We start from the raw sequence: 19314 nt of genomic DNA on the forward strand, positions 1-19314 counted from the left end.
ATGAGGGGTAGGTCTGAGCAGAAGGAGGCGCCCGATGGCCTCTCCCGTGTGGAAGGGAACCCTGTCCTTCGGCCTGGTGAGCCTGCCCGTGCGGCTGTTCAGCGCGCGTGAGCGCCACGGCACCCGGTTCCACCAGTTCCAGCGCGGCACCTCCGACCGCATCCGGTACCGCCGAGTCAACGAGCGCACCGGCACGGAGGTGGACTCCGCCGAGATCGTCCGCGGCACCAAGGCCGACGCCGCCTCGGGCACCGACGAGTACGTCATTGTCGAGCCCCAGGAGATGGAGGAGATCGCGCCGGGCCGGTCCAGCTCGCTGGAGATCACCGCGTTCGTGCCGGCGGACGACGTCGAGGCGCTGTGGTACGACGCCGCCTACTACGTCGCGCCGGAGTCCAAGGGGTCGGCCAAGCCCTACCGGCTGCTGTGCCAGGCTCTGGAGCACTCGGGCCGACTCGGGCTGACCACTCTGGTGATGCGCGAGCGCCAGCACCTGGCGGTGGTGGGGCCCCAGCAGGGCGTTCTCACCCTGAGCACGCTGTGGTGGGCCGACGAGGTCCGCGACCCGGAGGAGACCCTGCCCAACATCCCCGCCGTCGACCTGGGCGAGCGCGACCTGAAGCTGGCCGAGCAGCTGATCGGCGCCATGGCCGAGGAGTGGCGGCCCGCGGCGTACACCGACGACTACCAGGAGCGCATCGACGAGCTGGTCCGCGCCAAGAGTGCGGGCGAGCGGGTGCGCTACGCCGAGGAGGGCCCGCCTCCCGAGACCAACGTCGTGGAACTGACGGAGGCGCTGCGCGCCAGCCTGCGCGGCAGCGAGGAGGACTCCGGCGCCTCCCGCTCCGGAAAGGGCGGCGCCCGGCGCGGCGGCTCCGGCGAGAGCGGCGGCGACGAAAAGCGCGGCGCCGGGAAGCGCGGCGCCGGGACCGGTGGCCGCGGCACGGGCGGGTCCCGTCCGCGCGGAGGCGGCGGCACGGCGCCCGAGCCGCGCGAGGCGCCGGTGTCCGAGCTGTCCAAGCGCGATCTGTCGCGGCTGGCCTCCGAGCTGGACGTCCCCGGCCGGTCGAAGATGGACCGCGCCGAGCTGGAGCAGGCCGTCGAGAGCGCCCGCTCGGGAGGCCCTGCGCGCTCGGCCTCCTGACCCCGGCCCACTCCCCGGCAGGGCGCACGGCACCGCCGGTGCGGACACCCGGCGGAGCCGGGGAGCTCCGTGAGCTCCCCGGCCGGATCCGGCACTGCGGCCTGCGGGGACGCCCATCTCAGCCCTCGATGGACAGGTCGGTGGGCACGTCGGCCGGTTCCAGGTCGGTGCGGGGGCGCACGTAGCCCACCGCGTGGCGCCAGCGCCCGGCGGCCTGGGCCGAGTCCGGGCAGATCTCCACCACCACCTCGGGCACCACCCGCGCGTAGTCCTGGGAGGAGCCCCACCGGGAAGGCAGTGTCGGCGGCCAGGGGTGCTCGCCGCCGCAGGGGCGCAGCAGCCGCGCCATCTCCCGGCGATGCGCGGGGTCGAGTCCGCCGGTGCGCCCTACCACCCGCAGGGCGCCGGTCTGGGAGTCGCGGCGGCCCACGATCAGCTCCCGCGGGTCGCCGGCGCCGCCGATCACGCCGCCCACGATCGCCTCGGTTGTCACGCGCCGCTTGTACTTCAGCCAATCGCGGCGACCCGGCCGGTAGCGGCCGCGCCCGTCCTTGGCGACCAGGCCCTCCACGCCCACCCGCCACATCTGGTCGAACCACTGCCGGGCGACGTCGACGGCCCCGGTCTGCCAGCCGAGCATGAGCGCCGGCTCGCCGACGCTGTGCATCAGCTCCTCCAGGCGGGCGCGCCGCTCGTCCAGCGGGCGCGCCGCAAACTCCGCAGCGCCGTCGCGCAGCAGGTCGAAGACGATGAGGTGGCAGGGCTCGGTGCGGGCCAACCGCTGCGCCGCCTGAGGGCCGGAGTGGCCGCGGCGCTGCAGGCCGGAGAAGTCGAGCCGGCCCTCCGCCGACCAGCGCACGATCTCTCCGTCGACCGCGGTGCCCGGGGGCAGCGCGGCCCCGACCGCCGCGGCGATGTCAGGGAACGCGGCCTCCAGCCGCCTGCCGGAGCGCGAGAGGATGCGCACCTCGCCCTCGCGCCGGACGATGGCGCGGTAACCGTCCCACTTGGGCTCATAGCGCCAGTGCGGGCCTTCGGGAAGGACGTTCGCGGTGCGGGCGAGCATGGGTTCCACGCACCGAGACTGCCCCGGACCAGCGCCCCGCAGGCCCGCGCAGGTCCGATCATGGACCGATGTTGACCGCGCCTTGGCGCGATGCCGCGGGTCGGGCCCGCCCCGGCGAAGGGCGGCCGGTCAGGTGGTGCGGCCGAAGTCCTCCGGCGAGATCTGGTCGAGGAACTCGCGGAACTTCTCGACCTCGTCCTCCTGCTCGTCGGGGATGGGCACCCCCGCCTCCTCGATCACGTCCTCGTGGGCGTAGATGGGAGCGCCGGTGCGCAGCGCCAGCGCGATGGAGTCGGAGGGGCGGGCGCTGACCTCGACCCCGTTGGAGAAGACCAGCTCGGCGTAGAAGATCCCGTCGCTGAGCGCGGTGACGTTGACCGTGGTCAGGTCGGCGTCCAGCGCGTCGAGGACGTCGCGGAAGAGGTCATGGGTGAGCGGGCGCGCAGGCATGACTCCCTGCTGGGCGAGCGCGATCGCGGTGGCCTCGACGGCGCCGATCCAGATCGGCAGGTAGCGTTCGCCGTCGGTCTCCTTGAGCAGGACGATCGGCTGGTTCGAGGGCATCTCGACTCGGACGCCGACAACCTCCATGTGCTTCACTGCGGCTCCGTCCCACGACTCGTCGTGCCGGAGGGGGCACCCGCCAGGGTGTGCTCTGCTCCGTCTTCTTCACGGTACACCGCCACACCGACAGGCGTCCGGGACGGGTCCGGGGCCGCGGGGCGCCCGGACCGGGCTCCGACAACCTTCCCCGATGCGCAATAAGGGAACATGACCGCGATGCCCCCGATCACGCCATCGGTGGCGGTCTTCCCTACAAAGGCTCTCCGGTGGAGGGGACGCGCAAACCTGCTCGGCACGGCCGGAGGCGCCGGAGCCTCAGCGCCGCGGCTTGGTCAGCAGGACCAGGCGGAACTTGCCGATCTGGACTTCGTCGCCGCCGCCGAGCTCGGCCTCGTCGATGCGCTCGCGGTTGACGTAGGTGCCGTTCAGGCTGCCGACGTCGCGGACGCCGAACCCGTTGCCGCGCCTGAAGAACTCCACGTGGCGCCGGGAGACCGTGACGTCGTCGAGGAAGATGTCGCTGTTGGGGTGGCGCCCCACGGTGGTGACGTCGCTATCCAGCAGGAAGCGGCTTCCGGCGTTGGGGCCGCGCTTGACCACGAGCAGCGCCGTGCCGGGAGGCAGAGCGTCGACGTTGGTGGGCTCGCCGGGAAGGTCCTCGCCCTCGGCCTCGGCCTCCAGCGCCTGGATACCGGCGATGGAGATGGTGGAGGTGGTCTCGCCGACGGAGTCGCGGTTGCCGCCGGATCCGGGGGCGGAGCCCTGCCCCGCCGCACGGATGGGGGAACCGCAGTTGGAGCAGAAACGGGCATCATCCGCAACGGCGTGACCGCACTGCGTGCAGTAAACGCTCGACATAGGTCGGCTCGGCCTCCTACCGCACGGGGCGGTGCTTGATTCGGCTGGTGGTCCTTCGCCCGGGTGGCGGCGTGCCGCGCACCCACTTGGGAGAACGGGGCGGGCCGGTGCTGTGTTCCCCCGGCTCACCTCGGATTCTTACATGGTGTCATCCCCTGCCGCGCTCGGATGTGCACACGTTCACGTCCCGCTCCCGGACCCGACAGCGCGCCGGAAAGCCGCCAGTGGGGAACACTCGACTCTAAACCATATCCACGGCGCGCAGGGGGCTGTGCCGACCCGTCGGGGCCCTCCGGCGGTTCCCCGACTCAGCCTTCGGCCTGTTCGACCACCTGGGCCCACTCCTCCAGCAGCCGCTGGGCGGTGTCGGAGTCGGGGCCTTCGGCCCACAGATGGGTGACCGCCTCGGAGGTGTCGGGCAGGATCAGCGCCCAGGAGCCGTCGGGCTCGACCACCCGCACACCGTCGGTCGTGTCGACCTCGCGTCCTTCCGACGCCTCGACCACGGCACGCATCACGCTGCCCTTGACCGCCCACGGTGTGGGCACCGAGCGGCGCAGCAGGTGGGCCTGCGGGATGCGCCGGTCGATCTCGCTGAACGACAGCCGCGTGCGCGCCACCAGCCCCAGCAGCCGCACGAACGCGGCGATGCCGTCACTGGTGCGGGAGAACTCGGGCACCACGTACCCGCCGCGGCCGTCGGCGGCGAACACGATGTCGTCGGCCTGGGCCGCCTTGGCCAACTCGTCGACGGCGGTCGGGGTCCACTGCACGTCGACGCCGTGGTACCCGGCGACCTGGCCGGCCACGCGGGTGGTGGTCACCGGAAGCGCGACCCGGCCGCCCCCGCGCTCGGCGGCGATCAGGTCGAGGATCACCAGCAGGGCGCGCTCGTTGTCGACGACCCGGCCGTTCTCGTCGACCACCGACAGCCGCTCGGCCACGGGGTCGAAGCGGACACCGAAGTCGGCCCGGGAGGAGGACACCAGCTCGCCCAGGTACTGCAGGTCGCGCATCTGCTTGGCCAGTGTGTCGGTGGGCGAGTCCTCGTCCAGCCGGTTGTTGACGGTGAGCACGTCGGCACCGAGCCGGCCCAGCAGCGCGGGCAGGATCAGCGACCCCGTACCCCCGGCGCAGTCGACGACCACCTTGAGGCCCGCTTCGCCGATGCCCGTGGTGTCGACGGTGCGCAGCAGGTCGTGGGCGTAGTTCTCCACACCCCGCGAGGGGAACGACAGCTCCGCGATCTCGCCGGGGAAGGCGCGGCGGTACTCGGCGCGCGAGAACACCCGCTCCAGCTTGCGCTGTGCCGCCGGCGAGAGGTCGGCGCCGCGCTCGTCGAAGAACATGATGTCCACCGACTGCGGGTCGCCGGGCGAGGTGCGCAGGCTGATTCCGCCGGCCACCCCGCTCTGGGAGGTGTGGAAGCGCGCCACCGGCAGCGGCACGACCTCCAGGTCGCGCACGTCGATGGCGGACGCGGTCAGCGCGCTGATGACCGCGCGCTTGAGCGCGCGCGCCGCCCGGGAGACGTCGCGCGAGGTGGTGACCACCGACCCCTTCTTCAGCGTGGTGGCGAACGCACTCGCCAGGCGCACGGCGAGCTCGGGGGTGATCTCGACGTTGATCAGGCCCGAGACCCCGCGCTGGCCGAACAGCGAGCGCTGGCCGCGCGACTCCCAGATGACGTTGGTGTTGACGACCGCTCCGGCCTCGATCGTCTTGAACGGGTAGACCTTGACGTCGTTGGAGAGGTAGGCCTCGGACTCGACGACGCACTCCTCGCCGACGATCGCCCCCTCCTCCACGCGCGCGCTGGACATGACGTCGGTGTTCTTGCCGATGACGCAGCCGCGCAGGTTGGTGCTCGCACCGATGTAGACGTTGTCGTGCACCACGGTGCGGTGCAGGAACGCCTCGGAGCGGACCACCACGTTGCTGCCGAGCACGCTGAACTCGCGCAGTTCGGCGCCGGCCTCGACCTTCGCGTAGTCGCCGATGTAGAGCGGGCCCTTGAGCACGGCCTCGGAATCGACCTCGGCGCCCTCGGCCATCCACACGCCCGGCGACACCTCGAAGCCGTCGATCTCGACGTCGACCTTTCCGGAGAGGACATCGGCCTGGGCGCGCAGGTAGCTCTCGTGGGTGCCGACGTCCTCCCAGTAGCCGTCGGCGATGTAGCCGTAGAGCGGCTCGCCCTCCTTGAGCAGCTTGGGGAACACGTCGCCCGACCAGTCGACGACCTCGCCCTCGGCGACCTCGTCGAGGACCTCGGGCTCCATGATGTAGATGCCGGTGTTGACGGTGTCGGAGAAGACCTGCCCCCAGGTCGGCTTCTCCAGGAACCGCTGCACCCGCCCCTGCTCGTCGACGATGATGATCCCGAACTCCAGCGGGTTCTCGACCCGCTTGAGTCCGATGGTGACCTTCGCTCCGTTCTCGCGGTGGAACCGCACCATGTCGCTCAGGTCGATGTCGGTCAGCGCGTCGCCGGAGATGACGATGAACGGCTCGCCGCGCAGGTACTCCTCGGCGTTCTTGACGCTGCCGGCGGTCCCCAGCGGCACCTCCTCGGCGACATAGTGCAGGTTCATGCCGAGTTCCTCGCCGTCGCCGAAGTAGTTGCGGATCAGCGTGGCCAGGAACTGGACGGTCACGACGGTGTCGTCGAAGCCGTGCCGCTTGAGCAGTCGCAGGACGTGCTCCATGATCGGCCGGTTGACGACGGGCAGGAGTGGCTTGGGCTGGTTGGCGGTCATCGGGCGGAGGCGGGTGCCCTCTCCTCCGGCCATGACTACGGCCTTCATCGGGGCCACCCCCAGACCCCGCGATGTGGACGGCCGGACGCCCTCGGGCGCGTTCTCATGGTGGGGATGTCGCTCCCTTCCTGTTGTTCGTGCCGCTGGGTGGTGGTCCGGGGCTCTGGGAACCGCGGCCGGGAGCCGTCTGGTCCGACTGCGCCGGGTCCGGGGCCCCGCGGCTGACGTGGCCGGAAGTGGCCGCTACCCCGGGCAGGGCGTTTTCACCCGTGCCCGATGGATGGTCGGCCCGCCGGGCGTGCGCGATCAATCGCCGCCCCTGCACCGCGTACAGCAGCCCGGCCCACCAGTAGATAGCCGTTCCCCAGATTGCGAACGCCCAACCCGCGACGCGCGCCACATCACCGACGATTCCGGCGTATTCGGCTACGAAGAGCAACGGGAAGGAGTAGAGCAGGCAGAGGGTGGCGGCCTTGCCCGCGAAGTTCACCGGCAGCGTGCCGTAGCCGTAATACCGCAGGACCGGCAGCGCCAGCACCATCAGCACATCGCGCAGCACCAGCACCGCCATCAGCCACCACGGCACGATGCCGCGCATCACCAGCCCCAGCAGCGCGGCGAAGATGTAGAGGCGGTCGGCCATCGGGTCCAGCAGCGTGCCCAGCCGGCTCATCTGGTTCCAGGCCCGCGCGATCTTGCCGTCGAGCCAGTCGGAGATCCCGGCGAAGGCCAGCACGCCCAGCGCCCACCAGTCCGCCTGGGGCACCAGGACCAGCCACAGGAACACGGGCACGCCCACCAGGCGCAGCATGCTCAGCAGGTTCGGCACGGTCCATACGCGGTCGCCTGCGGAGCGCGCTTGCGCGCGCGGGCTCACTCGGCTCGCCACCCCACCTCCCAAGTGTCCGAATAGCGAGCTTACCCGGCACAGGCTCGGGTTATAGCGGGGAGGTTACAGCGGAAACGCGCGGTTACAACGGTGACAGGTCCAGCGCACGCAGACGGTCGGCGCCGGTGGGCTCCTCGTCGCGGAGCCGGCAGCAGTGGATTCCGTAGCGCCCGAAACGCGCTCGAACCGCCTCGACGACCGCGGTGTCAGGAATTCGGGGCACCTGGTTGAGCACCACCGGGCCAAGGCGAAACCCCGCCGCCGACAGCTCGTCCGCGGCGCGCTCGGTCTCGGCCAGCACCATCCGGCGCGGCAGCAGCACCAAGTGCACCGCTGCGTCGGCGCGCAGCCGCTCGGCTGCGCGCTCCAGCCGCAGGCGGCGCGCATGCAGCTTGTCCAGCAGCGGGTCGCGCTCGGGCTCGGCCGAGCCCCCGACCACGCCCGCGGCGAAGCGGTCGGCGTCGACGGCGCGCTCCCGCTGACGCGCCAAGCCCTCCAGCCAGGGGGTGAGCAGCGTGGGCATGTGCAGCATGCGCAGCAGGTGCCCGGTCGGGGCGCTGTCGACGACCAACCGGTCCCACTCCCCCGGCACCCGGTCCATCGCGTCTATGAGCAGGTCGTTCAGCGCGGACTCGGTCATGCCCGGGCCGGCGGCGGCGTGATCCAGGTGGCGCTGGACCGCAGGCATGATCTCCCGCGGCAGCGCCGCGTAGGCGTCGTCGGTGACCTGCTTGACCCGGCGGCGCACCGCGGCCTCGGCGTCGGGTTCGGCGGCCCACAGGTTGTCGGCGACCCGGCGCGGGTTCTCGCCGAGGCGGATCTCCAGCGCGTCGCCGAGCGAGTGGGCGGGGTCGGTGGAGATCAGCAGGGTGCGCAGGCCCCGGTCGGCGAGGGCGAGAGCGGCGGAGGCCGCCATGGTCGTCTTGCCCACGCCGCCCTTGCCTCCGAAGAAGGCGAGGGTCTCGGCGCCGACCACGCCGTTCTCCCCGTCCGCGGCCTCGGCACGGTCGGCGGGCCCCGCTTGCTCGTGGGCGGCCACGGCCGCACCCCCTGCCTCTCGCGGCCCGCCGGGGACTCAGCAGCACACCCCGGAGTCGCCGAAGGTCTCCCGACCCATCCTCTGATGCCATTCGTGCAGGTCGGCGACCATGTACGGAATCAGGTCCAGCGTCTCATAGCCGGCGGGGTCCTCCACGCCGAGCGTCTGCAGCAGCAGCATGGCCCGCAGTGTGTCCTGCTGGGTGCGGGCCTCGCGGCGCAGTGCGTAGCGCCAGCGGGCGTCGAACCACTCCTGGTGGAACGCCTCGATGCGGCGCCACGCACTGCGCAGCCGCTCCCACCTCCCGGTCACGTCACTGACTCTCGTCGGTGCCCGCGGTCTCGTCGGCCGACGCGGCCTCCGGCGCCGGAGCGCCGCGCTCGGCGAAGGCCCGGCGCAGGGCGATCGCCGCCTCGACGATCAGCCAGACGGCCAGCACGAAGATGGCCACGTCCAGCGGCGCCAGCAGGAACATCTGCATCGGGTCGCCGGAGGAGAGGAAGCCCATCAGATTGATCACCAGCGCCCAGGTGGTCATGATCACCAGGAACACCAGCGGCACGAGCACAGCGATCGGGTTGCGGCTCTTCTTGGTCACCCACACCGCGATCACCGAGAGCGCCAGTCCGGCGGTGAGCTGGTTGGTGGTGCCGAACAGCTGCCACAGTGTGCCGAAGGCGAAGTTGCCCGGGATCAGCGCCAGGCCCAGCGGGATCAGCACCGCCACCAGGGTGGCCGCCGTCAGGTTGCGGGCCAGCGGCCGGAACCCGCTGATCTCGGCGATCTCCTGGATGATGTAGCGCTGCAAACGCACGCCGGTGTCCATGGAGGTCGCGGCGAAGCTGATCACGACGATCGCGGCGAAGACCGCGCCCACGGACAGGGGGACGCCGAGGTTGCCGGCGAACCCGGCCACACCGTTGACGAAGTTGCCCACAGCGCCGTCGGAGGCGGTCGCGAAGTCGACGTAGAGGTTGTCCCACTCGCCGGCGGTGGCGACCACGCCGGCCGTGCAGGCCAGGATCGAGCACAGCGCCAGCGCGCCTTCACCGGACGAGGCCAGGTAGCCGACGTAGCGGGCGTCGGTCTCCTTGTCCAGCTGCTTGGAGGTGGTGCCCGAGGAGACCAGGCTGTGGAAGCCCGAGACGGCGCCGCAGGCGATGGTCACGAACAGCAGCGGGAACCACGGCGGCGAGCCGGCGGGCACGTCGTTGACGACCGGGGCGACGATGGTGTCCCAGCCGACCACGACGCCCAGGAAGATGACCGCCAGCGCCAGCACCATCTGCAGCTGGTTCACGTAGTCGCGCGGCTGCAGCAGCATCCACACCGGCAGGCGCGAGGCGAAGAACGCGTAGACGAAGATCAGCAGCACCCACAGGGTCTGGGCCGACATGCCCAGTGCGCCGGCGAGCGGGCCCAGGGAGACCGGCACCGCCACGCCCAGCGGGATGAACGCGTAGACCACGACCAGGCAGATGATCGACGGGACCAGCGCGGCGGTCCGGCGGCGGTAGACGATCTGGCCCAGGCCGATGGCCAGCGGGATGGTGACCAGCACCGGCAGCACCGCGGCCGGGTTGCCGTCCAGCAGGATGCCGATGACCACCGCGAAGACCGCGTTGACCATGGTGAGCAGGAAGAACAGGATCAGCAGGAACAGCACCCGCGAGCGCGCGCTGATCACCTCGCCCGCCAGCGTTCCGATGCTCTTGGCCTTGTGGCGGACCGAGACTGCCAGCGCGCCGAAGTCGTGCACGCCGGCGGCGAAGACCGTGCCCGCCACCACCCAGAGCAGGGCCGGCCCCCAGCCCCAGAAGACCGCGACGGCCGGCCCCACGATCGGGGCGGCGCCGGCCACGGAGATGAAGTGGTGGCTGAAGACGATGTGCTTGTTCGTGGGAACGAAGTCGATACCGTCGCGGTAGGTGTGGGCCGGTGTCACGAACGCCGGGTCGAGCGCGTAAACGCGCTTGGCCAAGTACGCCGAGTAGTACCGGTAGCCCAGTGCGAATATCGCGAGGACCACGACCATGACTACGGCTGCTGGCATTGGCTGTCCTTAGGTCACACGTCTGCACACGGGGCCTGCACCCCCTCCGAGCCGCGCATCGGCTCGGCATCGGAGGAAGCGGCCGATCGCCGAGGCGCCGCTGACCGGGACACAAACCATCGAAGATCGAATAAAGTCACCAGAAATTAACATGTGCTTCCTCGTGGACAAAGGGCGGGCCTTGCTGAACATGGTCACGGTTTGGCGGCGATCGACGACCGCCGAGATGTGCTGGTCCGGGTCCGACGGCCCCGTCGGCATCCCGGTGGTGCCGCTCGTCTGGGACGACCTCCCGTGCGTGGCGCTGCCCCTGGCGCACTTGGACGCGGTCGACACCATGACTTCGGGGCGGGCCGCCTTCGCCGTCACAGAGCCGGCGTCCGAGGACGCGCCGGGCGGGACCGTGGCCGCCGGACCGGTCGACATCCGCTTCGACCTCGAAGGCAAGCGGTTCGCCGACCACCTGCTGGAGCAGGAGATCGTCAAGCACCCCCCGACCCGGTTGCGCGCCGACGGGCTAATGGCGCGGCGCGAGAACTGGTGGTGGATGCCGCGGGTGCTGATCACCCTGACCGCGCTGGAGGAGGAGCACGAGATCCCCGCCCGCAGGCGCGGCGAGGACGCGCTGCTGGTGCGCCCGGGCGCCGAGGGCGCGGCACCGCGCGTGGACACCGTCACCGCCCGCGCCTGGCCCGAGGAGCCGGGCGGCTCGGTGGAGCTGTGGCGCCGCGACGGCGCGGCGCTGGAGGGCGCCGGGGAGCCGGCCTTCGCCTTCGCCCACCGCCACAGCCCCGACTTCGAACGCTGGGAGCGCTGGTGGCGCACCGGCCGCACCGAGGGCGAGCACCTCGCGGTCACCGCCGCCACCGGAACCCCCGAAGAGGCCCCCCTTCGCCCCTACAACCTGCTCTCGCGCTACCGCAACCACCGCGACGTGGTCCGCGCCTGCCGCGAGGGGATCGCCCGGGCCGAGTCCCGGGCGGGGCTATCGGGTTCGGGCTGAGGGAGGAGGCTCGCCCGGGCGGCGCCGAAGCCCGCCAATCCGCCGCGCCCGTGCCGCCGCCCGGGCCGGCGCGTGCAGTCGCTCAGGCGCGCGGCTCGGCGGGAAAGTCGGGTGAAGAGCAGCCGTGCCGCTCGGCGGACGCTTTGGCGAAGTGCCGCAGGTCCCCGTACTCGCTTCCGGTCGGCGGTTCGGACGTGAAGCTGCGCGGGCCGTCGTCGGCGGAAAGGGGCCTCAGCGTGTAGACCGCCGTGTCCAGGGCTCCACCGCATTCCGCGGAGCCCCACACCGCGTAGGCCAGGGCGCCGGTGGGCGTCTCGTACCCGAATCGCTCGTCCCCGGTCACGTAGGGCCCGTAATAGGAACGCAGCACGAGTTCCCCGGTGAGCAGGCAGGATTCGACCGGCGCCGTCCGTGCCGCGGTCTCGCGTACCCGCGGGTGCGAGGTCACGCCCGCGCAGGTGCCGTCGGCGCGGTCTGCGGGGACGGGCGCGGGCGTGGCGGCCGCGGTGTCGAGCGTGTCGATCCGGCCGCCGAGGTCGCTGGCGCAGCCGGTCCGTTCCGCCGCCCGCTCCGCGGCACCGGTGGCAACACGGGCGACCGCGAGAGCCGCGGCGGGGGAACCGCTGTCGATCGCGTCCAGGACGGCGGTCACCTTGAGGCCGCTGCCGTCCCGGCGATGCCAGTCGGCGCAGTCGACCAGCACGGAGACGGCGCGTTCACCGGAGTCACCGTCGCCGGGCAGGAGAAAGCCCGACCAGCCGGCGTTCAACGGGACCGGGAGCGGGGAGTCCGGGACGCCTTGGAAGGCCCATGGCGCGGTGGTGGAGGTCGCCAGATCGATCCACACTTCGAGGTCGTTCACCCGACAGGTCGTCGCGAGTCCGTCCGGCTCCCATCCGCCCGCGGCGTCGAATTCGTGACCCGCGAGATCGAGGGCGGGCCCGCCGAGGCCGGTGGCCGTGATGCCCGTCGCCGCGAGCACGTCCGCCACCGGCAGCATCCCGTTGCACGCTTCGGCTAGCCGGTCGCCGGGCGCCAGCTCCTTGAGCCCGAGTCCGCCGCCCGCGAGCAGCACCCCCACCGCTGCGCTCACCACCGCGCGCTTGACCCGCACGTCGGTCTCGTCCCAGCCCACACCGCTCCCGACTCGTCGTTCCTACCGCACCGGGGCGACAGCCTAGTAGTGCCCCGCCGAGCGGGCGCCGCATCCGGGCGTCGCCGGCGGGCGGAATTGCCGCGCGCAGGCGCCGGTCAGAAGGGGCGGATGCCGCCGTTGCCGGAATGCGCTTCCTCGTACCGGGACATGAACGTCATGGATTCGTGCGGGGAGAACGCCGCGGCGCTGAGGGATTCGAATCGTTGAACGCAATTCTCCACTTCCGCGGAGTCCGCGACGACCCGGCTGCTTCCGGGGCCTCGGTGTAGGCGAGATGCCCGCCGTCGCTCATCTCCAATGTGGTGAAAGAGCCCTCCATCGCCGCGTGGACGCCTTCGGCGAAAGTGAGGACCTGGAGCTGGATGAACGGCTTGCATGCCATTGTGAGAAGCCGGTCGATCTGAGCGGCCATCACCTCCGCCGAGCCTATGGGGCGGCGCAGGACTCCTTCGTCGACGACCACCCATATCAGCGGCGGCTGTTCTCGCTCCAGCAGTTCCCGGCGCCCCATGCGGGCCGCTAGAAGGCGGTCGGTCGCCGCGTCGTCACCGGGCGGGCGGCCGGCCCGACTTCGACCTCAAGCTCGACGGCGCTGGTCCGCGCAACGGGGTCCCCACCGCCCGGGAGATCCAGGACCAGCTCGCCGACTGGGAGGACATGGCGTCCGTACTCGGCTGGGAGGAGACCATGCGGCGGGCGGGCGACCTCGCCGAGACGGTCGAGCAGCGCGAACCGGCCCCGGTCGGCGCCCCGAACGACACCTCGGCATCCAGGCGAACGCCGAAGGCCCAAACGATCCGCCTTCGACCAAGCCCAAACCCGCCCCGCCGACGGCCGAGTCGCCCTCGTCCGGGCCGCCCCGCCGACGGGCTCATGGCGCGGCGCGAGAACTGGTGGTGGATGCCGCGGGTGCTGATCACCCTGACCGCGCTGGAGGAGGAGCACGAGATCCCCGCCCGCAGGCGCGGCGAGGACGCGCTGCTGGTGCGCCCGGGCGCCGAGGGCGCGGCGCCGCGGGTGGACACCGTCACCGCCCGCGCCTGGCCCGAGGAGCCCGGCGGCGCGGTCGAGCTGTGGCGCCGCGACGGCGCGGCGCTGGAGGGCACCGGGGAGCCGGCCTTCGCCTTCGCCCACCGCCACAGCCCCGACTCCTGCTCTCGCGCTACCGCAACCACCGCGACGTGGTCCGCGCCTGCCGCGAGGGGATCGCCAGGGCGGAATCGCGCAGCGCGGGCCACCCGGGCTCGGGCGTGTGAGCGCCCTGCGGGGCGCGCCTTCGTTTCCCTGGTCTCCCGGAGGCGCGGCAAGAAGGCCCGGTCATGGCGCTCGCCGCATCGGCCGCCGGGCGGGCTGCCATCGCGCCGGATTCGGCACGCACGGGTCTACGGTGCGGCCACCCGGGTGAGCACCGAGGTCGGCGGCCCGTCCGGATCGTGGCGGAAGTAGACCTCCTCCTGGCCGCTCGCGTAGAGCTGGACACCGGAGGTCCTGCCGAGCCCGCCGTCGTCGATCGACAGGTAGATGCAGTCGCTGGACTCCTGCCTGTCGAGGAACTCCCAACGGCCGCTGAAGTCGTGGGGGCCGGAGGACCCGTCCGTCCTGACGTCCGTGGCGGAGAACGTCCCGTCGGACTCGAGTACGATCTCACCGCCGGTCGCGTCGTTGCGGTACACGCCGGGCAGCTGGTCGGGATCGATAGCGCACCCTGAGGCGAGTACCGCGGAAGCGATCAGTACGGCGCCGAGCCGCCGTCCACCTGCCTTTGTGCTCATCACGGCGCGAGCGTATCGCACTGGCCGGCGACCGGGGACTCGGGGCGCCCCGGGCCCGGACGCGCGGCATCAGCGCAGTTCGGAGGCAGGAACGCCGGGCGGCGGGGCGGCAGAGCGGCAGGTAGCCTGCCGCAGTGACCACCCGCCATTCAGCGGCCCCCGGCTCAGGCCGGGCAGGAGGCGCTCTCCCGCTCTCGGCCGTCGTCCTCCTGATCGCGGCCACTCTTCTGGGGGCCGCGACCACCGTCTATACGCTGGCGCTCTCCTGGGTCCACAGCGTGCCCGGCATCTGCGTCCTGATCCTGGAGCACGAGCAGAAGGCCGCGTGCGCAGCCGCGCGCGCCACGCACGACATGACGCCCACCTACGCCACCGGGGGACTCGCTCTCTGCCAGGTCGCGGTGCTCGTCGGCCTCTGGGCCCTGCGCCGCACCCCCTGGGTCCGGTGGGCGGCGATCCCCGCTCTTGCGGCACTCGCCGGCGCCGCACACCTCGTCCCGCCCTCCGAATGACCCGTCCTCCGCGCGAGGGACCCCTGTCACTCGCAACCCATGCGGCAGCCTCCGCCGAGCACCGTGGGCCACTGCGGGACGCAGGGCCCCATAACTGCGCGTGATGCTACTTCGACCAGCTGTGTCCGGTTTCGGCCAGCTTTCCTCCGTCGTCCGCACGGCGCCCGGCGCTGCGCTGGGACGGCTCCGACACCCTCCCCGCTCTCGGCGCCGGCCGCGACTTGCATTTCCGCAAAGCGGGGCGAACCGCCCATTTCATCCGCGATGCGCGCCCTAAGGTAATGCCCGGACCACACGGGAAAGGCATGGCGAGAGGGCGGCGCATGAACACGGAGATCCCCCCAGGTCTCACGGACGGCATCGACCCCAGCGCGATCACGATCCCCCCGGTCAAGGTCGAGGACCTGGAAGAAGCCGCTCGCGCCATCAAGGGCGACGGCGAGGACGTCCGCGACCTCGGCAACGACATCACGTCAGCCTGGGGCGGTCTGCAGGGCGTCTACAGCGCGCCCGAGGATGAGGCCCTCTTCTCCGCGATCGACCCCGTAGCCGCCAAGGGCGACGAGGTCGGCGACGCGGCCCGAACCGCCGGTGACGCCCTGCTGGACTTCGCAGCCGACGCGCGCCCCATTCTGGAGCGCTGGCGCGCCCTCAAGCAGGACGCCCAGGACATGCAGGACCACATCGAGGCCGACGACGACTGGCGCTCCGACGAGGACAAGGTCGAGGAGTTCAATCAGCTCAACAACGACCTCATCAAGGTCCAGAACGACTTCATGGCCGCCGAACGCGAATGCGCCAACAAGATCACCGCCCTGTTCGGCGGCACGACGTTCGTGGCCGCCGACCCGGGAGCCCAGCCGGACCCGGGAAAGGGCGAGCAGTCCTACGGCTACACCGAGGCGCCCGAGGATGTCGCCACCCCGTGGGCTGTCCCCCAGGAGCACGACGCGCCGTGGTACGCCGACGTCGGCGCGGCCGTCGTCGACCTCACGTGGGGATCGGTCAAGGACACCCTGGGCTTGGTCGGCCTGCACGACGGCCAGGGCGACTGGACCCTCGATCCCGCGGCCATGTGGGACAACGCCACCCAGACCTGGAGCGACACCATCGCGGGCGTCGGCATGCTCGCCGGCTACGGCCCCGGCGGATTCAGCTGGTCGACTGCGGACACCGCCTGGAAGGCTGTCGCCCACTCCATGGTGCCCTGGAACGAGTGGGGGGACCGCCCCGGCTATGTGATCACCCAGAGTGTGGTGAACATCGGCAGCATCGTCGCCGGAGTGGCGCTGACCGCCTCGGGCGTGGGGGCCGTGGCCGGCGTCCCGCTGCTGGCCTGGCGGGGCACCCGCGTCATGCGCACCTTGGGCAAGCTCGGCGATCTCGGCCCGGGCTCGGGGCACGGCGGCGACAGCGGCGGCAGCGGTTCGGCGTCCGGTTCCCCGGCTTCGGGAAACCGGACCGACGTCGACCTCGGAATCGACGGCGCGGGGCCGCGCAGCGGGATCCCCACCACCCGGGAGATCCAGAACCAGCTCGCCGACTGGGAGGACATGGCGGCCGAACTCGGCTGGGAGGACACCATGCGCCGGGCGGGCGACCTCGCCGAGACTGTCGAGCAGCGCGAACCGGCCCTGGTCGGCGCCCCGAACGACACCCCCGGCATCCAGGCCAACGCCGAAGGTCCGAGCGATCCGCCTTCGACCAGCCCCAGACCCGCCCAGTCGCCGACCGAGTCGCCCTCTCCGAGCTTGACGCCGAGCCCCTCCGGCGAGGGCGGACCACCGCCAGGGGAACCGCCCAACGGAGGCGGCGGGGGCGGCCGCCCGCCGGGCTCCGGCGGCCCGCCGGACTCGCCGTCGCAGACGCCGGCCCCATCAGATCCGCGGTCGAACCCGCCCTCGACACACCCGGACGACGAAACGCCTGGGCCTCACGACAGGCCGGACCACGATGACCCGGGAACGGGATCAGACCGGCCTGAAGGCTCCAACGCCGACGACCCCGACAGACAGGAGCCCTCCACACCCGAAACCGAAAAGGGTTCAGGTGACGAACACGAGGGCCGCCCTCCAGCGGGCGGGAACGACCCCACGCAATCGAGCAGGAGCGGGAAGGACGATGAGGCGTCCGGGGCATCCAATGAGTTCAACGATGCCGAGCGCGAGCAGCGCTTAAGGAATGCCGACAACGTCGAGCAGGCGCTCCGCAATGGAGGACTCACAGACGAGCAGATCACCCGACTCTTCGGAGACCACCCCCGGGACGGAGACCAGTGGAACAGGGTGCACGGCGCCCTTAATCAGCAGTTTCCGGGAAAAATTCGCACAACCATTCAGCCGAAGGCGATCGAGTTTGCTTTCGATGGCGCCTCCGACCCCCGAGAATTCGCCTACCGCTACGAGTACTACCATGCGATATTCAGAGAGCAGGTACACGAGCTCAAGGTATCGGGACCGTCGGCCCATGAGGGAATGTCTAGAAATTCTGCTGCCCTTGAACGCATGCCGGATATGGCGGAGATGACGCAGAAGCTGGAGTCCGACCACGAGGACGTACTCAGCTCATGGGGAGACTCCCCACTCGAGATCGATGCCTCTGACATTCCGCAACGCCTCGACCAAGCCGTAGACGAGGGTGCCGATAGGATCACAATGGGACACCCGACATCGGCGTCCTATCACTCTCACAAGCACTTCAATGAACTCCCCGCAGCTGAACAGGGATCGAACAAGGTAGACTCGTATCACCAAAGTGCGGTCACGACCATCAGAGACGGAGACCTTGCCGAATCCACGACCAACACGGACGGAAGCATAGACCTCAAGTACCGGCGCGAGTACGTCGACGAGGAAACCGGGGAGACAAAGACACTGCAGGCATTGCTGGTGATACGTCCTGACGGCTTGGTCATCATGAAGACGTACGGCGCGGCGATGGGGTGATAGGAATGACCAGTGGGGAATCCCCCAGCGACTCCCCGGAAGAGATCAAGGGGAATATACTCGAGTTCCTGAGGCGAGGAATCGAGGGCAAAGGCGGGAGAATCGGAGGAGAGACGGCACTGGAGTGGATACCCAAACTCTACGTGGCCCTGGGGAACCGCTTCCCGGACACACCGGAGACGCGACAGTTCAAGGACGAAGTCGTGGAGCAAATAACATCCGGCGAGAATCCGCACCGAATTGCAATATATATTGCCGAGTGCTACAATTATGCAACGGACTGGGAACCGAATTCTTACTCGATTGCCCGGTTCATGAGGTCGGCCGTCCAACTGTTCTCCGACGAGTTCATGGACATCGAGGAAGTGATCCCGGAGCCTGACCGCGGCGAGATCGAGGAGATCGATGAGATCCTGGACAGCCCTCGTCCGAACGTCGAACCTCTCGGCGACGTGCGGATCCCCGGCTGGGTTCCCGATTCACACTGGTGGTGGACGAAGGGCAGGTGAACGGCGGTCCCCGTCCGCTGTTCCGATCCTTGGCCCAACACATGATCCTGGAGCGTCGCGATGACCGAGATCCCGTCCCCCGGAGAGTTCGCAGCTGCCCGCATTTCCGCCGGCGGTGTCCAACAGCGCTTGGACGCCGACATTAGCGTCGTCCGAGACCAGGAGCGCCGCGGGGCGCGCGTCGATACCGAAATGGATTCGGTATCGCTCGTTGATCAACTCCGGGAGCAGGCCGCCTCGATCGACTTCGATTCACCCATCGAGGCCGCCGCGATGTCGCTGCAACGCTCCGGCGAGATCCCGTTGTCCGTTCGGCGCGGAGAGTCTCGGATCGCCGACCTCTACACCGCCGTTTCCCTGGTGGTCGCCGAAGGCGTTGCTGTCGCCGACCGCCCCGCGTACGACGGCGGGCGCACGGTCGTCCTCCATCACATGATCGGGGAGCCGGCAGGTGTCCGCTCCACCCTGGAGGCCGTCGTGCGCGTACGCGGAGGCAGCGCCTGGCTGCAGTCCTTCGGCTGGCCGAGAAACACCGTGCACGGCCCCATCCACGCATTCAGCGGTAGCACCGCCGACCACCTGGGCCAAGCTGAGGCCGACCTCCGCAGCGGCGCCCTGTCCTTCGACCGCGCGATGCTCATGCTTGTCGGCGCGGCCGCCTCGGCCGACTCCGAACAGCTCAGCGACACAAGCAGAGCCGTGGGGATAGCCGAACACCTCGCGGCCAATCGAGGGCTGCTCGACGCCTACGTCACCGATGCCTGCGATTACTCGCTCAATCGCGAGAGTGGTTGGTACGGCGCCTGCCTCTACCGCTCGGCGCTGGAGACCGCCTTCGAGCACTTTCTCGGCTCTTCGGCGTTCTCGCTGATCGACATCGAAGAGATCTCCGATATCGATGGGCAGCTGGACGACACGCTCGCCGAGGACCGGGAGCGCATCCCATTCGCCGCCGCACCCACCGGCATTCCGCGACACCACTGGTGGTGGAATCCAGAGGGCCGACGCTGACGTCCGCAGACGGCGACGCGCTCCCTCATCGACC

The 19314-nt window shown here is 70.7% G+C and carries 17 protein-coding genes and 1 pseudogene; 7 read left to right on the forward strand and 11 right to left on the reverse strand.

Translation table 11 applies throughout. The annotated features are described in order from the left end of the window. Positions 1 to 34: 34 nt before the first annotated feature. The gene (gene ku / locus RM446_RS11490) at positions 35 to 1144 is read left to right on the forward strand and encodes a non-homologous end joining protein Ku (protein ID WP_311545218.1); all 1110 of its coding nucleotides are present in this window, start codon (positions 35 to 37) and stop codon (positions 1142 to 1144) included. A gap of 118 nt (positions 1145 to 1262) precedes the next feature. On the opposite strand, the gene RM446_RS11495 is transcribed toward ku, so the two are convergent. The 8 genes from RM446_RS11495 to RM446_RS11530 form a co-directional block, all read right to left on the reverse strand. Further along, positions 1263 to 2210: an ATP-dependent DNA ligase gene (locus RM446_RS11495; protein WP_311545303.1), complete on the reverse strand. Its 948-nt coding sequence runs from the start codon at positions 2208 to 2210 to the stop codon at positions 1263 to 1265. A gap of 129 nt (positions 2211 to 2339) precedes the next feature. Beyond that, positions 2340 to 2810: a bifunctional nuclease family protein gene (locus tag RM446_RS11500; RefSeq protein WP_311545219.1), complete on the reverse strand. Its 471-nt coding sequence runs from the start codon at positions 2808 to 2810 to the stop codon at positions 2340 to 2342. Between the two features lie 279 nt (positions 2811 to 3089). Further along, positions 3090 to 3632 carry an FHA domain-containing protein gene (locus RM446_RS11505; RefSeq protein WP_311545220.1) on the reverse strand — a complete coding sequence of 181 codons (543 nt, stop codon included), beginning with the start codon at positions 3630 to 3632 and terminating at the stop codon, positions 3090 to 3092. Between the two features lie 308 nt (positions 3633 to 3940). Next, positions 3941 to 6439, reverse strand: a complete 2499-nt coding sequence (locus tag RM446_RS11510; protein ID WP_311545221.1) for a mannose-1-phosphate guanyltransferase — start codon at positions 6437 to 6439, stop codon at positions 3941 to 3943. A 55-nt stretch (positions 6440 to 6494) separates the two neighbouring features. After that, positions 6495 to 7202, reverse strand: a complete 708-nt coding sequence (locus RM446_RS11515) for a CDP-alcohol phosphatidyltransferase family protein (RefSeq protein ID WP_398695008.1) — start codon at positions 7200 to 7202, stop codon at positions 6495 to 6497. Between the two features lie 160 nt (positions 7203 to 7362). After that, positions 7363 to 8196 carry an ArsA family ATPase gene (locus RM446_RS11520; protein ID WP_398695010.1) on the reverse strand — a complete coding sequence of 278 codons (834 nt, stop codon included), beginning with the start codon at positions 8194 to 8196 and terminating at the stop codon, positions 7363 to 7365. A 159-nt stretch (positions 8197 to 8355) separates the two neighbouring features. After that, on the reverse strand, positions 8356 to 8631 hold the full coding sequence (locus tag RM446_RS11525; protein WP_311545223.1) for a cory-CC-star protein: 276 nt from the start codon (positions 8629 to 8631) through the stop codon (positions 8356 to 8358). A gap of 1 nt (position 8632) precedes the next feature. Then, positions 8633 to 10372, reverse strand: a complete 1740-nt coding sequence (locus RM446_RS11530; protein ID WP_311545224.1) for a carbon starvation CstA family protein — start codon at positions 10370 to 10372, stop codon at positions 8633 to 8635. A gap of 190 nt (positions 10373 to 10562) precedes the next feature. On the opposite strand from RM446_RS11530, the gene RM446_RS11535 reads away from it, so the two are divergent. Beyond that, on the forward strand, positions 10563 to 11375 hold the full coding sequence (locus tag RM446_RS11535; RefSeq protein WP_398695012.1) for a hypothetical protein: 813 nt from the start codon (positions 10563 to 10565) through the stop codon (positions 11373 to 11375). Between the two features lie 82 nt (positions 11376 to 11457). On the opposite strand, the gene RM446_RS11540 is transcribed toward RM446_RS11535, so the two are convergent. Continuing rightward, complete coding sequence (locus tag RM446_RS11540) at positions 11458 to 12510, reverse strand: hypothetical protein (RefSeq protein ID WP_311545225.1); 1053 nt, start codon at positions 12508 to 12510, stop codon at positions 11458 to 11460. 175 nt (positions 12511 to 12685) lie between these two features. Further along, positions 12686 to 13078 (reverse strand): annotated as a pseudogene (locus RM446_RS11545) (DUF5753 domain-containing protein); the annotation flags it as partial. Between the two features lie 110 nt (positions 13079 to 13188). Between RM446_RS11545 and RM446_RS11550 the strand changes: the two are divergent. Further along, positions 13189 to 13977 carry a hypothetical protein gene (locus RM446_RS11550; protein ID WP_311545226.1) on the forward strand — a complete coding sequence of 263 codons (789 nt, stop codon included), beginning with the start codon at positions 13189 to 13191 and terminating at the stop codon, positions 13975 to 13977. On the opposite strand, the gene RM446_RS11555 is transcribed toward RM446_RS11550, so the two are convergent. Then, complete coding sequence (locus RM446_RS11555; protein WP_311545227.1) at positions 13914 to 14303, reverse strand: hypothetical protein; 390 nt, start codon at positions 14301 to 14303, stop codon at positions 13914 to 13916. The two genes, RM446_RS11550 and RM446_RS11555, sit on opposite strands and share 64 nt — an antisense overlap. 134 nt (positions 14304 to 14437) lie before the next feature. On the opposite strand from RM446_RS11555, the gene RM446_RS11560 reads away from it, so the two are divergent. The 4 genes from RM446_RS11560 to RM446_RS11575 all read left to right on the forward strand — a co-directional run bounded on the left by RM446_RS11560 (position 14438) and on the right by RM446_RS11575 (position 19280). Next, a complete protein-coding gene (locus RM446_RS11560; RefSeq protein ID WP_311545228.1) occupies positions 14438 to 14815 on the forward strand; it encodes a hypothetical protein in 378 nt (125 codons plus the stop codon). 323 nt (positions 14816 to 15138) lie between these two features. Beyond that, positions 15139 to 17760 carry a hypothetical protein gene (locus RM446_RS11565; RefSeq protein WP_311545229.1) on the forward strand — a complete coding sequence of 874 codons (2622 nt, stop codon included), beginning with the start codon at positions 15139 to 15141 and terminating at the stop codon, positions 17758 to 17760. 5 nt (positions 17761 to 17765) lie between these two features. Continuing rightward, positions 17766 to 18269 (forward strand): hypothetical protein, encoded by a 504-nt coding sequence (locus RM446_RS11570; protein ID WP_311545230.1) that lies wholly within the window; start codon positions 17766 to 17768, stop codon positions 18267 to 18269. Positions 18270 to 18329: 60 nt separating this feature from the next. Beyond that, positions 18330 to 19280 (forward strand): hypothetical protein, encoded by a 951-nt coding sequence (locus RM446_RS11575; protein ID WP_311545231.1) that lies wholly within the window; start codon positions 18330 to 18332, stop codon positions 19278 to 19280. The last annotated feature ends 34 nt before the right edge of the window (positions 19281 to 19314 follow it).

Source organism: Streptomonospora wellingtoniae (assembly GCF_031845375.1).
Classification (GTDB): domain Bacteria; phylum Actinomycetota; class Actinomycetes; order Streptosporangiales; family Streptosporangiaceae; genus Streptomonospora; species Streptomonospora wellingtoniae.

Coding starts and splice junctions, on each gene's coding strand:
- RM446_RS11495 (WP_311545303.1), bottom strand. CDS start 2,210: ATGCTCGCCCGCACCGCGAACGTCCTTCCCGAAGGCCCGCACTGGCGC.
- RM446_RS11505 (WP_311545220.1), bottom strand. CDS start 3,632: ATGTCGAGCGTTTACTGCACGCAGTGCGGTCACGCCGTTGCGGATGAT.
- RM446_RS11575 (WP_311545231.1), top strand. CDS start 18,330: ATGACCGAGATCCCGTCCCCCGGAGAGTTCGCAGCTGCCCGCATTTCC.
- RM446_RS11535 (WP_398695012.1), top strand. CDS start 10,563: ATGGTCACGGTTTGGCGGCGATCGACGACCGCCGAGATGTGCTGGTCC.
- RM446_RS11570 (WP_311545230.1), top strand. CDS start 17,766: ATGACCAGTGGGGAATCCCCCAGCGACTCCCCGGAAGAGATCAAGGGG.
- RM446_RS11550 (WP_311545226.1), top strand. CDS start 13,189: ATGGCGTCCGTACTCGGCTGGGAGGAGACCATGCGGCGGGCGGGCGAC.
- RM446_RS11515 (WP_398695008.1), bottom strand. CDS start 7,202: ATGCTGCGCCTGGTGGGCGTGCCCGTGTTCCTGTGGCTGGTCCTGGTG.
- RM446_RS11530 (WP_311545224.1), bottom strand. CDS start 10,372: ATGCCAGCAGCCGTAGTCATGGTCGTGGTCCTCGCGATATTCGCACTG.
- RM446_RS11555 (WP_311545227.1), bottom strand. CDS start 14,303: ATGAGCACAAAGGCAGGTGGACGGCGGCTCGGCGCCGTACTGATCGCT.
- ku (WP_311545218.1), top strand. CDS start 35: ATGGCCTCTCCCGTGTGGAAGGGAACCCTGTCCTTCGGCCTGGTGAGC.
- RM446_RS11520 (WP_398695010.1), bottom strand. CDS start 8,196: ATGGCGGCCTCCGCCGCTCTCGCCCTCGCCGACCGGGGCCTGCGCACC.
- RM446_RS11510 (WP_311545221.1), bottom strand. CDS start 6,439: ATGAAGGCCGTAGTCATGGCCGGAGGAGAGGGCACCCGCCTCCGCCCG.
- RM446_RS11565 (WP_311545229.1), top strand. CDS start 15,139: ATGAACACGGAGATCCCCCCAGGTCTCACGGACGGCATCGACCCCAGC.